This is a genomic window from Streptomyces nigra, assembly GCF_003074055.1.
Taxonomy (GTDB): domain Bacteria; phylum Actinomycetota; class Actinomycetes; order Streptomycetales; family Streptomycetaceae; genus Streptomyces; species Streptomyces nigra.
Genome location: NZ_CP029043.1, coordinates 6281767 through 6295599, shown reverse-complemented (window position 1 = coordinate 6295599; position 13833 = coordinate 6281767). Strand labels below are relative to the sequence as shown.

Genomic DNA, 13833 nt, shown 5'->3' with positions numbered 1-13833 from the left:
CTGCTGTCCAGCGCGCAGCAAGCTCCGCCCCCCCCCGCACTCGAGAGGTCACGCCGCCCGCCGCACCCTCCCCCCATGCGCCCGCACGATGTCCGCGTACAGATGGCCCGTGCCCTTGATCGTCCGTACCTGGGTGTCGTAGTCCACGTGGATCAGGCCGAAGCGCTTCGCATAGCCGTACGCCCATTCGAAGTTGTCGAGGAGCGACCACGCGAAGTAGCCGGCGAGGGGGGCGCCCTTGCGGGCGGCCGAGGCGCAGGCCGCGAGATGGCTGACCAGGTAGTCCTGGCGTTCCGGGTCGTCGACCGTGCCGTCGGGGCGGACGACGTCCGGGAAGGCGGAGCCGTTTTCGGTGACGTAGATCTTGCGGGCGCCGTACTCCTCGGTCAGGCGCAGCAGCAGGGTCTCGATGCCGCTCGCGTCGATCTCCCAGTCCATGCCGGTGCGCGGTACGTCGGGGCGGCGGACCGAGCGGGCGTACGGGGCCGGGCCCTCGGGGTCGTCGACGACGTACGCCGGGAAGTAGTAGTTCAGGCCGAGCCAGTCCAGCGGGGCGGCGATCGTCTCCAAGTCGCCCGGGCGTTGCGGGAGTTCGACGCCGTAGGTCTCGACCATGTCGGCCGGGAAGCCGCGGCCGTGGATCGGGTCGAGCCACCAGCGGTTGACGTGGCCGTCCTGGCGGCGGGCGGCGGCCGCGTCCTCGGGGCGGTCGCCGGCCGCGTACACCGTGGAGAGGTTGTTGACGATGCCGACCTCGGCGCCGGGTGCGGCGGCCCGGATCGCCTGGGTGGCGAGGCCGTGGCCGAGGAGGAGGTGGTAGGAGGCGCGGACGGCGGCCGTGAGGTCGGTCAGGCCGGGGGCCATCGTGCCCTCCAGGTGCCCGATCCAGGCCGAGCAGGAGGGTTCGTTGAGGGTGGCGAAGTGGCGTACGCGGTCGCCGAGCCGGGCGGCCACCACCGAGGCGTACTCGGCGAAGTGCTCGGCCGTCGCCCGCTCGGGCCAGCCGCCCCGGTCCTGGAGGGCCTGCGGCAGGTCCCAGTGGTAGAGGGTGACGGACGGGGTGATGCCCGCCTCCAGCAGGGCGTCGACCAACTCGTCGTAGAAGGCCAATCCCTTGGGGTTCACGGGGCCGTCGCCGCCGGGCAGGACGCGAGGCCAGGCGACGGACAGGCGGTAGGCGTTGGTGCCGAGCGTGCGCATGAGGGCGATGTCCTCGCGCCAGCGGTGGTAGTGGTCGCAGGCGATGTCCCCGGTGTCGCCGTTGTCGATCTTTCCGGGGGTGTGCGAGAACGTGTCCCAGATCGACGGGGAACGGCCGTCCTCCGCCACGGCTCCCTCGATCTGGTACGCCGCTGTGGCGGTGCCCCAGAGGAAGTCGTTCGGGAGTGCGGCGAGGTCGATACGGTCGGGCACGGAGTTCCTTTCGGGGCGGGAGTGGCACTCGGGGCGGAGCTGCTCGGTCACTTGACGGCGCCCGCGGTCAGTCCGGCGACGAGGTAGCGCTGGAGGAGGAGGAAGCCGGCCACCACGGGGACGCTCACGACGAGGGAGGCGGCCATGATCTGGTTCCAGTACACGTCGTTGAGCGTGGAGTAGCCCTGGAGGCCGACGGCGAGGGTGCGGGTGGTGTCGTTCGTCATGACGGACGCGAACAGCACTTCGCCCCACGCGGTCATGAAGGCGTAGACGGCGACGGCGACGATGCCGGGGACGGCGGCCGGGACGACGACCCGGAACAGCGCGCCGAGCGGGCCGCATCCGTCCACCAGGGCGGCCTCGTCCAGGTCGCGCGGCACGGAGTCGAAGTACCCGATCAGCATCCAGATGGAGAACGGCAGGGAGAAGGTCAGATACGTCAGGATCAGACCGCCGCGGGAGCCGAACAGGGCAATGCCGGTGGCTTGTCCGATGTTGACGTAGATGAGGAAGAGCGGGAGCAGGAAGAGGATGCCCGGGAACATCTGCGTGGACAGCACGGTGACGGTGAAGACGCGCTTGCCGCGGAAGTCGTACCGGCTGACGGCGTACGCGGCGAAGACCGCGATCACCACCGAGCAGACGGTCGCCGCGCCCGCCACGATGAGCGAGTTCACGAAGTACGTCGCGAGCGGGACCGTCGACCAGATGTCGATGTACGGGCGGATGGTCAGGTCGCTGGGCAGCCAGCGGAAGGTGCCCGACACGTCGGCCAGCGGCTTGAGCGAGCTGGAGACCATGACGTAGACGGGGACCAGGACGAAGCCGGTCAGCAGGGTGAGGAAGATCCGCCGGGACCAGAGGAAGGACCGGGGCGGTGCCATCGGGGACCTGTGCGCCCCGGCGAGGGAGGGTGCGGGCTCAGACATCGGCGGTCCTCCGTCCGCGCGAGGTGATCACGAGGTAGACGCCGGTCACCACGAGCAGGAACAGCAGCAGGAGCACGGACATCGCCGAACCGGTGCCGAAGTTCCAGGTGACGAAGGACGCCTGGTAGATGTGCACGGAGATCAGGTCGGCGGCCTCGGGCGCGGTCTTGCCGAACAGGACGTACGGCGTGTTGAAGTCGTTGAACGTCCACAGGAACAGGACGAGGACGAGCACCTGGTTGACGGGGCGCAGCGACGGCAGGGTGATCCGGCGGATCTGCTGCCAGAGGCCGGCACCGTCGAGGGACGCGGCCTCGTACAGCTCCTTCGGGATGTTCTGCAGGCCGGCCATGACGATGAGGAAGGCGAACGGCCAGCCCTTCCACACCGACACGGTGAGCAGGGCGATGAAGCTGTTGTCGCCGATGAGCCAGAACGACGGCTTGTCGGTGAGGCCGAGCTGGTCGTGCAGGACGTGGTTCACCAGGCCGTTGTCGTGCTGGAACATGAAGACCCAGGTGATGACGGCGGTGTAGACGGGCAGCGCGTACGGCACCAGGAAGAGGGCGCGCAGCAGGCCCCGGCCGCGGAAGGTGTCCTGCATGAAGATCGCGGCGGCGGTGCCGATGAGCCAGCACAGGGCGACGGACAGCAGCGTGAAGGCGACCGTGACCAGGAACGAGTGGAGCAGCGCCGCGCCGACCGGGGCGTCGAAGTCCACGGAGACGCTGTAGTTGTCGAGGCCGTTCCAGGGCGCGGTGGTCCAGTCGCGGATGTAGAACTGCGTGAGCTCCTTGAAGCTCATCACCATGCCGATGACCATCGGCACGAGATGGACGAGGAGTTCGAGGAGCAGGGCGGGCAGGAGGAGCAGGTAGGGCAGGCCGATGCGGCGGATCCGCCCGGGACGGCGGCGAGGGCCGCTCGCCGTCCCGGGGGAGATCTGACGCACCGCGGCCTCGGTGGGGACCGTGGTCGTCATCGTGCTCACTTCGCCGGCATCTGCTGCTGGGCCTTCTCGAGGGCGGCCTTCACCGACTCCTCCGTGACCTTGCGTCCGGCGGCGGCTTCGGCGAACAGCCCCTTGATGGCCGTACCGACGGCGGTCTCGAACTGGGACTCGTCGGCGACCTGCGGGGCGGCGACGGCGCTCTTGGCGAGGGTGTCCTTGAGGACCGCGTTGGCCGGGGTGTTGAAGGCGGCGTCGGCCTGGGCACCCTTGACCGGCGGTATGGAGCTGTAGGCCTGGTTGAGGAGCTTCTGCTCGGCGTCGCTCGTCATGAACTTCACGAACTTCGTGGCGCCGTCGATGTTGTCGGTGTTCTTGAAGACGGCCATGTTGATGCCCATGACCATGGAGTTGACGCCGGTGCCGGTGCCCGGCGTCCCGGACTGCACGGGCACCGGGGCGATGCCGTAGGCGTCCTCGCTCATGCCCTGGGACTTGAGGTTGGCGGAGGCGGACTGCCAGAGCAGCATCGCCGTCTTGCCCTTGGCGAAGTCGCTGACGGACTGGTTCTGCGCGTACTCGGCGTTGCCGGGCGCGACGATCCTGTCCTTGGCCATCAGGTCGACGAACTGCTTGACGCCGGCGACGGCCTTGTCGGAGGTGAAGTCGGGCTTGCCGTCGGCGGTGAAGAAGTCGGCGCCGTGCTGCTTGGCGAAGACGACGGCGTGGTGGATGTTCTCGGAGGGGTTGGAGCCCTCGACTCCGAGGGCCCACTTGCCGTCGCCGGTGAGCTTCTTGCCGTCGGCGACGAGTTCGTCCCAGGTGGCCGGCGGCTCGGAGATGCCCGCGTCGGCGAACGCCTTCTTGTTGTAGTAGAGCGCGTACGCCATCGAGTACAGCGGGACGGCGGCCGGGTCCTGTCCTTCGGCGCCGGTGGAGCCGAGCGCGGAGTCGACGAAGCGGTCCTTGCCGCCGATCTTGTCGAACTGCGCCTTGTCCCACGGCAGGAGGGCGCCGGTGGCCTGGAGCGAGGCGGACCAGGTGTTGCCGATGTTCAGCACGTCCGGGCCCTGGCCGGAGGTGGTGGCGGTGAGGATGCGGTTGAGCAGGTCGGACCAGGGCACGACCTCCAGCTTCACCTCGATGCCGGTCTCCTTCTCGAACTTGTCGAGTTCGGGCTGGAGGACCTTCTTGTCGACCTCGATGCTGGCGCCCTGGTTCGAGGCCCAGTAGGTGAGGGTCTTCGGGGAGTCGTTCGACCCCCCGCCGTCGGTCGACGAACCGCCTCCGCAGGCCGTGGCGGCCAGGGCGAGAGACATGGTGACGGCAGCTACGGCCGCGGCTCGCGTTGTGCGCATGGCTCCGGTGTCCCTTCCGGGGGTTTCACTGCTTAATTTAGAGCGTGAGTTAAGCCCTTGGGCGGGGCGGCGTCAAGGCTTTGGACGCACTTACCGGACCTCTGTCCAACCTCTTGACTCTTTCATTTCGGGGTTGAACCATTCAGCGGCGAGAGAGCGCTCCCGTACCCCCACCACGTTCACTTCCTGAACCAGGAGAGCCGCCCCATGCCTGATTCCTCCCCGTCCTCGTCACGCCCGCCCCAGGTCGGCCGCCGCACTCTGCTGGGCGCCGCCGCGGCCGCCACCGCCGCACCCGTGGTGCTGGGTTCGGCGACCCGCGCCGCCGCCGCGCCGGCGCCCCGCAAGAAGCCGCGCGCCCTGCCCGGCGGTGGCGACCTCGGCCCCAACGTCCTCGTCTTCGACCCGTCGACGCCCGGCATCCAGGCCCGCCTCGACGAGGTGTTCCGGCAGCAGGAGTCCGCCCAGTTCGGCACCGGCCGCTACGCCCTGCTGTTCAAGCCCGGCACCTACAGCGGCCTCAACGCCCAGCTCGGCTTCTACACGTCCATCGCGGGCCTCGGCCTCTCCCCCGACGACACGACCATCAACGGGGACGTCACCGTCGACGCCGGCTGGTTCGACGGCAACGCCACGCAGAACTTCTGGCGTTCGGCGGAGAACCTCGCCCTGGTGCCGGTCAACGGCACCAACCGCTGGGCCGTCGCGCAGGCGGCCCCCTTCCGCCGGATGCACGTGCGCGGCGGCCTCAACCTCGCCCCCAGCGGCTACGGCTGGGCCAGCGGCGGCTACATCGCCGACAGCCGGATCGACGGGCAGGTCGGCCCGTACTCGCAGCAGCAGTGGTACACCCGCGACAGCACGATCGGCAGCTGGCTCAACGGCGTCTGGAACATGGTGTTCTCGGGCGTCGAGGGCGCCCCCGCGCAGAGCTTCCCCAACCCGCCGTACACCACCCTGGCCACGACGCCGATCTCGCGGGAGAAGCCGTTCCTCTACCTCCAGGGCAGCGAGTACCGGATCTTCCTCCCCGAGAAGCGTACGAACGCGAGAGGCGTGACCTGGGGCAACGGCACCCCGCGCGGCACCTCACTGCCGCTCACCCGGTTCTACGTCGCCCGCCCCGACGTCTCGGCGGCCACCCTCAACCAGGCGCTGGAGCAGGGCCTGCACCTGCTCCTGACCCCCGGCATCTACCACCTGTCGGAACCTCTGCGGATCAACCGGGCGAACACGGTGGTCCTGGGCCTCGGCTACGCGACCCTCATCCCGGACGGCGGTGTCACGGCGGTCAAGGTCGCGGACGTCGACGGCGTCCGGCTGGCCGGCTTCCTGGTGGACGCCGGACCGGTCAACTCCCCCACCCTGCTGGAGATCGGACCGCGCGGCGCGTCCCGCGACCACTCCGCGAACCCGACCACCGTCCAGGACGTGTTCATCCGCATCGGCGGCGCGGGCCCCGGCAAGGCCACCACGAGCCTGGTCGTCAACAGCCGCCACACGATCATCGACCACACGTGGGTGTGGCGCGCCGACCACGGCGACGGCGTCGGCTGGGAGACCAACCGCGCCGACTACGGCGTCGTCGTCAACGGCGACGACGTCCTGGCGACCGGCCTGTTCGTCGAGCACTTCAACAAGTACGACGTGCAGTGGTTCGGCCAGCGGGGCCGCACGATCTTCTTCCAGAACGAGAAGGCGTACGACGCCCCGAACCAGGCCGCCATCCAGAACGGCTCGACCAAGGGCTACGCCGCCTACCGCGTCGGTGACGCCGTGACCTCGCACGAGGGCTGGGGCCTGGGCAGCTACTGCTATTACAACGTCGACCCGACGATCGTCCAACACCACGGCTTCGCCGCCCCGGTCAGCCCGAACGTCCGCTTCCACAACCTGCTGGTGGTCTCCCTGGGCGGCCAGGGCCAGTACGAGTGCGTCATCAACGACACGGGTTCCCCGACGTCGGGGACGTCCACGGTGCCTTCGACGGTGGTGTCGTATCCCTGACCCGTCCGGGCCGGAACCCGCGATGTGGTCGGCTGGCGGCCACATCGCGGGTTCCGGCACCGCGCCAGCGGCCTCACAAGTCGTGTGTGGAAAATCGCGATGTAGGTTGAATGAGGGCCGTATGTCGAATCATCCTTGGCACCATGAGTCTCGCCTCTCCCTTCATCGACGTCTCGACCACGCGTGATTACGCCTATGACTGGGCTTTGGTCGATGTGGAGACCTCGGGACTCATGGCCCGGCGGGACCGTGTGCTGTCCATCGCCGTGATCACGCTCGGTCCGGACGGTGAGCAGACCGGGGAGTTCTCGACGCTCCTCGATCCGGGGTGCGATCCGGGGCCGGTGGACGTCCACGGGCTCACCGCCGAGCGGTTGCGGGGTGCGCCCACCTTTGACCAGGTGGCGGGACGGATCGGGGCGCTGCTCCAGGACCGGGTCCTGGTGGCCCACAATGCCCAGTTCGACTACGACTTCCTCGCCCATGAGTTCGCTCGCGCACGGATGTGGCTGCCGGTGTCACAGCGACTGTGCACCCTGGCTCTGAACCGTCAGGTGGATCCCCCCACGGCGGACATGAAGCTGAGGTCTCTCGCCGCCCACTACGGCGTCGCCCAACGGCGGGCGCACGACGCGCTGGACGACACTCGGGTCCTCGCCGGTGTGCTGCGGGCGTCACTGCGTGAAGCAGCTCGGCTGGATCTGCCCTTGCCCCTGGTGGCCTGCCCGCCGCGAGCGGAGTCTCAGTTCACGCCGAGTCCGCCGAAGACCCCCTGTGCCTACCGGAATCCGGGACGTCTGGCACCCGGCGGACCGCTCCAGCAGGGCATGAAGGTCGCGATCACAGGTGAGACCGCCCATGCCCGGGCGGAGTTGGTCGGGCGCGCGGTCGCCGCCGGGCTGAACATGATGACGTCCGTCAGCCGGCACACCAGCGTGCTGGTCACGAACGAGACGGCGTCCCGTTCGACGAAGGCTCGTCGTGCCCTTGCCGAGGGCGTCCCGGTCATCGACGAGCAGACTTTCCTGCGCCTGCTGACGGACGTACGGCCTGGCACGGAGCACGAAGCGCCGCCAGTCAGAGTCGCCCCCGTGACCGAGCCGGAAACAGAACGGATCGAGCCCGTGGAGCCGGCGCCGAGCACGACGTCCGCCTCCGCGCCTGTCCCGTCGCAGCGATCGGGCCCCGTCACCGGCACCGCGGACAAGCCGCTGCAAGGACGTCGGGTACTGGTGCTCGGGGGCGTCCATGCCGACGCCGCGGCAGCCCGCCTCCGAGTCGTCGAGCTGGGCGGATCCGCGGCGATCAATCTCTCCGCCAGCGTCACCGACGTCGTACTCCTGCCAGGAGGAGAAGGCGACCGGCGCATCAAGCGCATCACCGCTCTTGAACTCCCCGTTCACGACCTCCAGTGGCTGGTGTCACCGACCGCCACGGATCAGAAGCCGTCGACTCTCCGCGCGCTGGAACCACACGTGCTGCCGAGAGGCGGTGTCATCGACCTGCCCATGCCGCACCGTGGCCCCGCGCCGGAGTGGTACGTCACCGCCGGCTGGGCGCCACGGTCCGACTGCGAGATCGACGTGGTCGCCTTCCTCCTCGACGAGGACGAACAGATCACCTCCGACGAGGACTTCATCTTCTACAGCGCCCCGGAACACCCCGCCGGGACGGCACGCCTGCTGACCGGTGGCCCGGCCGAACAGACCATCGCCCTGGACCTGGCATCCCTGCCACGTGCGACGCGGAAGATCGTCATCGCCGCCGCCATCGACGGCGCCACCACGTTCGGGTCTGTCGGCGCCGTGCAGATCGGTGCGGCGCCCGGCAGCAGCGGGGCGCCTCTCGCCCGGGCCACGCTGGACGCCGCCACCACCGAGCGCACGATGCTGCTCGCGGAGATCTACCGCAGGGGTCCGCTGTGGCGGCTGCGCGCCGTCGGTCAGGGGTACGACCACGGACTCGACACCCTCGCTCGTGGGTACGGGGTCGAGGTCGCCGACTGACCTACGGTGCCGAACACTTCCACGTCGGCCGTGCGGTTCTCCCTCCTTCTCATGCGGTGGCCCCACCCGCGAACTCACGGGTGGGGCCACCGCCGTGCTCACCGGGTGGCCGGTGCGGTCGGGGCCGGGGCGTAGCCCGTCGGGCGGGTCGTGAAGGTGCCTCGGCCCTGGGTGCGGCTGCGCAACCGGGTTGCGTAGCCGAAGAGTTCGGCCAGGGGCACCGTCGCCGTGACGACCGCCGCGCCCGCCCGGGTCACGGAACCCGAGACGCGGCCGCGGCGTGCCGCCAGGTCGCCGAGGACGGTGCCGACCGCGTCCTCCGGCACGGTGACCGTCACCTCGGCGACCGGCTCCAGCAGCACCATCGCGCAGGAGCGCAGCGCGTCGCGCAGGCCCAGGCGCCCGGCGGTGCGGAACGCCGTGTCGGACGAGTCCTTCACATGCGTCGCCCCGTCGGTGAGGGTGACCCGCACCCCGGTGACCGGGTGCCCGCCGAGCGGGCCCTCGCCGAGGGCGTCCCGGCAGCCGGCCTCCACGGCACGGACGTACTCCTGCGGCACCCGGCCACCGACCACCGCCGAGCGGAACTCGAAGCCGGAACCCGCCTCCAGCGGCTCGACGTCGAGGACGATGTGCGCGAACTGGCCCGCACCGCCGTCCTGTTTGACGTGCCGGAAGACGAACCCGCGCACGCCGCCGCCGACGGTCTCGCGGTACGACACCCTCGGGCGCCCGACAGCGACGTCCAGGCCGGTCTCGCGCCTGATCCTCTCCACCGCGACCTCCAGGTGCAGTTCGCCCATCCCGGACAGCAGCGTCTGCCCGGTCTCGGGGTCGGTGCGCACGACCAGCGACGGGTCCTCCTCCGCCAGCCGGGCCAGCGCGCCGGCCAGCCGGTCGGTGTCGGTGGACCTGCGTGCCTCCACCGCGACCGACACCACCGGGTCGGCCACCCCAGGCGGTTCGAGGACGAGAGGGGCCTGAGGCGCGCACAGCGTGGAGCCCGCGCGCGCCGACTTCAGCCCGACGACCGCGACGATGTCCCCGGCGACGGCCCGGTCGACCTGGGCGTGCCGGTCGGCCTGCACACGCAGGACGCGCCCGATGCGCTCGGTGCGCCCGGCGTTCGTGTCGAGCACGGTGTCCCCCTTTCCGATCGTTCCCGAGTAGACGCGCAGATACGTCAGCCGTCCGGTCGGCGTGGCGCTCACCTTGAACGCCAGCCCGGCGAACGGCGCCGACGGGTCGGCCGGGCGCTGTTCCTGTGTGTCATGCGTGTCGTGGACCGGCGGTACGTCGAGCGGCGACGGCAGATACGCCACCACCGCGTCGAGCAGCGGCTCGACACCGCGGTTGCGGTACGCCGAGCCGCAGAGCACGACCACGCCCTCGCCCGTGCGGGTGACCACGCGCAGGGCCGCCGTCAGCGTCCCGGGCGACACTGTCCCCCGCGCGCAGAACTCCTCCAGCGCCTCGGCGTGCAGCTCGGCCACTGCCTCCTCCAGCAGGCGCCGGCGTCGTACGGCTTCCGCCCGCAGGTCCTCCGGCACGTCCGCGACCGTGCGGGTGCCGTCGTCGGCCCAGAGCAGCGCCCGCATGCGTACGAGGTCGACGACCCCGCGGAAACCGTCCTCGGCGCCGATCGGCAGCTGCACGACCAGGGGGACCGGGTGCAGCCGTTCCCTGATCGACGCCACCGCCCGGTCGAGGTCCGCGCCGGCGCGGTCCAGCTTGTTGACGAAGGCGATCCTCGGCACACCGTGCCGGTCCGCCTGCCGCCACACCGACTCGCTCTGCGGCTCGACCCCGGCGACGGCGTCGAACACGGCGACCGCGCCGTCCAGCACACGCAGCGCCCGCTCGACCTCGTCGGCGAAGTCGACGTGGCCGGGGGTGTCGATGAGGTTGACGCGATGCCCGTCCCAGTCGCAGCTCACGGCCGCGGCGAAGATCGTGATGCCCCGGTCGCGCTCCTGCGGGTCGAAGTCGGTGACGGTGGTGCCGTCGTGGACCTCGCCCCGCTTGTGGGTGGTGCCGGTGGCGTACAGGATCCGCTCGGTGACGGTGGTCTTGCCGGCGTCGACGTGGGCGAGGATGCCGAGGTTGCGGACGGCGGCGAGGGTCTGGGTGAAGGTGTGCGTGCGCACGGCCGTTGGCCTTTCGGATGGTCCGGAAGAGGGCGGCGCGATGTCCCGGGCGCACGGCAGCGCGGGCCCACGGCGGGCGGGGGCGCTGAAGTTCAGACGTGCGTCACGGGGTCCGGTGCCGGGCGCGCAGCGGGCACCGGGCGGCCGGAGACACCAGGATCACCTCGGTCCGGCGGGACCGGGAACGGGGAGCGGCGGTGGCGGTGTGCGCACGCACGGCCTGTCTCCCCTCGTCGTCGGTCGTGACGGCGCCGCCCGTCGCGGGCGGCGTCCTGCGGTGAGTGTAGGGAGGGGGGTGGGGGCGGTGCCATGGGTTTTCCCGGGGGCCGGCGCCCCAGCCAGTCCCCCTCACAGCGACCCACGGCGACCCACGGCGACCCACGGCGACCCGCAAGCGTCTCACATGGCGAGATGCGCTTCCTGAGTCATGAGATGTCTGCGAGTGTTGATCTACCTGCACTGTGCACCTATCCCCTGGCGGGGACGGGTGCCACCGTGCGGGCCGGCCGGCATGCGCCGCCGCGACCGTCCCCCCTCGAAAGACCGAGTGATGTCCGCACCCACCAGAAGTCCCGCCGGCAGTCCTGTCGGCAGCCCCGCCGGAACGCCCGTCAACTCACGGTCCCGTGTCCTCGTCGCCAGCCTCATCGGCACGACGATCGAGTTCTACGACTTCTACATCTACGCGACCGCGGCCGTCCTGGTGTTCCCGAAGCTCTTCTTCCCGAGCAGCGACCCGACGACGGCCCTGCTGTCGTCGTTCGCGGTGTTCGGCGCCGCGATGGTCGCCCGCCCGATCGGCGCCGTCGTCTTCGGGCACCTCGGTGACCGCCTCGGCCGCAAGGGCACGCTGGTCACCTCGCTGCTCACGATGGGCATCGCCACCTTCCTGATCGGCGTACTGCCCACCTACGCGCAGGCCGGCTGGGTCGCCACCGCCCTGCTGGTGCTGATGCGGCTGGCGCAGGGCTTCGCGCTCGGCGGCGAGTGGAGCGGCGCGGCGCTGGTCGCCACCGAGAACGCCCCGAGCGGCAAACGCGCCCTCTTCGGCACGTTCCCGCAGCTCGGCGCGCCGCTCGGCTTCATCATCGGCAACGGCCTCTTCCTCGTCATGGGCGCGCTGCTGCCGTCGGCGGCGGGCACCGACCCGTCCCAGCCCTCGGACGCCTTCCTGAGCTGGGGCTGGCGGGTGCCGTTCCTGTTCTCGGCCGTGATGGTGGCGATCGGCCTGTGGGTGCGGATGCGCCTGGTCGAGTCGCCGGTGTTCGCGAGGACCCGTGAGGCCGGTCTGGTGCGCAAGATGCCGCTGGTGGCCGTGGTGCGCACGCACGGCAGGCAGCTGGTCCTCGGCACCTTCTTCATGCTGGCGACGTACGTGCTCTTCTACCTGATGACCACGTTCTCGCTGAGCTACGGCCGCACCGCTCGGGACGCCGCCGTGCCCGGCCTGGGCTACAGCTACACGACCTTCGTCCTGATGATGATCTTCGGTGTGGTGTTCTTCGCGGTGTTCACCCTGGTCTCCGGCCCGCTCGCCGACCGCTACGGCCGCCGCACCACCCTGGCCTGGGTCACCGCGGCGATCGCCGTCTTCGGACTGGTGTGGGTGCCGCTGATCGGCCTGGGCACGCTCGGCGTGGTCCTGTGGCTGGTGCTCGGCTTCACCCTGATGGGCATGACGTTCGGGCCGATGGGCGCGCTGCTGCCGGAGCTGTTCCCGACGAGCATGCGCTACACCGGGTCCGGCATCTCCTACAACGTCAGCTCGATCCTCGGCGCGGCCGTCGCCCCGTTCATCGCGGTGGCCCTGTGGGAGGCGGGCGACGGCTCACCGTGGCTGGTCGGCGTCTACCTCTCCGCGATGGCGGTGCTGACGCTGGTCGCGCTGCTGGTGGGCAAGGAGACGAAGGACGTACGGCTGGAGGAGGGCGAGTCGGCCTCGCCTCCGGCCCAGGACGAGACGCCCGTCACCGTGGCCCCCTGAGCGACCGCCCAGGCCCCCGCATCCGTCGCCGGGTGCGGGGGCCTCCGTCTGCGCGGCGGTGGGCCGGTCGGCGCTGTCGTACAGTCCGGGACGGGGTGATTTATGGTGAATCCAGCAGTTTGCCCCTACCGGAGGTGCAATGATGCGCGCCGCGGCAGCGATCGTCTCTCTGGCTGTCAGCGGGGCGCTCATCGTCGTGACCTCGGCTTGCGACCAGGACGGATCGAAGTCGTCGAACATCCGCTACGGCGACTGCGAGGTCTCGGGGCGGCACGGGCAGTTCCACCTGACGCCCGAGACGGCCGGGGCCCTGACCGTGAAGACGACCCTGCCCGCCCCGGGCTGGTGGAACGGCGACACCCCGGAGTCCGTGAAGAGCGGATACGAGTACTGCATGGCCGCGAACATCGCCTACCGGTCCGGACTCGACCGGGTCGAGGTGAAGAACGCGCCCTTCCCCGAGGTCGTGTCCGGGAAGACCAAGGACTTCGATCTCGCCCTGGCCCAGATCACGATCACACCGGAACGGAGCAAGGTCGCCGAGTTCTCCCCGCCGTACCTCTCCTCCACCCTGGGTCTGCTGATCCGGCACGGCGAGAACATCGACGGGGGCAACATCGGCGACGTCCGCATCGGCGTGGCCGAGGGCACCACGGGCGAGGAGTTCGTGAAGAACCGCATCAAGCCGGCCCAGCCCGTCACCGCGTACGCCAACGACCCGGAGATGATCAGGGCACTGGAGGACGGCCGTATCGACGCGGTCGTCCACGACACCACCATCCTGCTGCCGTACGCCCAGAAGGAGGGCAGCAGAGTGAGCCTGGTGGGCCAGTACCGGACCGACCAGGGCTACGGCGCCCTGTACCCGATGGGTTCGCCCAACCGGGCGGAGCTGGACCGGGTCATCAGGCAGCTGATCGACGACGGGACGCTGGCCAAGCTGTCGGCCGTCTATCTGGGGGCTGCCTTCGGCCGTGACCCGGCCAAGATCCCGTACATCACGGTCGACGACAACTCCTGAGGGGCGCTGAGCAGTG

General features: G+C 70.3%; 9 protein-coding genes. 4 read left to right on the top strand and 5 right to left on the bottom strand.

Going from position 1 to position 13833, the window contains the following annotated elements; translation table 11 throughout:
* Positions 1–48: 48 nt before the first annotated feature.
* Genes DC008_RS28960 through DC008_RS28945 form a run of 4 tightly spaced genes read right to left on the bottom strand, consistent with a single transcriptional unit; the run spans position 49 to position 4652 of the window.
* A complete protein-coding gene (locus DC008_RS28960; RefSeq protein WP_108709480.1) occupies positions 49–1413 on the bottom strand; it encodes a GH1 family beta-glucosidase in 1365 nt (454 codons plus the stop codon).
* Positions 1414–1460: 47 nt separating this feature from the next.
* A complete protein-coding gene (locus DC008_RS28955) occupies positions 1461–2300 on the bottom strand; it encodes a carbohydrate ABC transporter permease (RefSeq protein ID WP_055619272.1) in 840 nt (279 codons plus the stop codon).
* A 37-nt stretch (positions 2301–2337) separates the two neighbouring features.
* The gene (locus tag DC008_RS28950; protein ID WP_108709479.1) at positions 2338–3327 is read right to left on the bottom strand and encodes a carbohydrate ABC transporter permease; all 990 of its coding nucleotides are present in this window, start codon (positions 3325–3327) and stop codon (positions 2338–2340) included.
* Positions 3328–3332: 5 nt separating this feature from the next.
* Positions 3333–4652, bottom strand: a complete 1320-nt coding sequence (locus DC008_RS28945) for an ABC transporter substrate-binding protein (RefSeq protein WP_108709478.1) — start codon at positions 4650–4652, stop codon at positions 3333–3335.
* 207 nt (positions 4653–4859) lie between these two features.
* Between DC008_RS28945 and DC008_RS28940 the strand changes: the two genes are divergently transcribed.
* Positions 4860–6659, top strand: a complete 1800-nt coding sequence (locus DC008_RS28940) for a coagulation factor 5/8 type domain-containing protein (RefSeq protein WP_108709477.1) — start codon at positions 4860–4862, stop codon at positions 6657–6659.
* Positions 6660–6802: 143 nt separating this feature from the next.
* Positions 6803–8665, top strand: coding sequence for a TerD family protein (locus DC008_RS28935; RefSeq protein ID WP_108709476.1), 1863 nt, complete (start codon positions 6803–6805; stop codon positions 8663–8665).
* 98 nt (positions 8666–8763) lie between these two features.
* On the opposite strand, the gene fusA is transcribed toward DC008_RS28935, so the two are convergent.
* Positions 8764–10812, bottom strand: a complete 2049-nt coding sequence (gene fusA, locus DC008_RS28930; RefSeq protein WP_108709475.1) for an elongation factor G — start codon at positions 10810–10812, stop codon at positions 8764–8766.
* A gap of 550 nt (positions 10813–11362) precedes the next feature.
* Between fusA and DC008_RS28925 the strand changes: the two genes are divergently transcribed.
* Both DC008_RS28925 and DC008_RS28920 read left to right on the top strand, forming a co-directional pair.
* Positions 11363–12796: an MFS transporter gene (locus DC008_RS28925; protein ID WP_108709474.1), complete on the top strand. Its 1434-nt coding sequence runs from the start codon at positions 11363–11365 to the stop codon at positions 12794–12796.
* A gap of 142 nt (positions 12797–12938) precedes the next feature.
* The gene (locus DC008_RS28920) at positions 12939–13817 is read left to right on the top strand and encodes an ABC transporter substrate-binding protein (RefSeq protein ID WP_235073123.1); all 879 of its coding nucleotides are present in this window, start codon (positions 12939–12941) and stop codon (positions 13815–13817) included.
* Positions 13818–13833 lie beyond the last annotated feature (16 nt).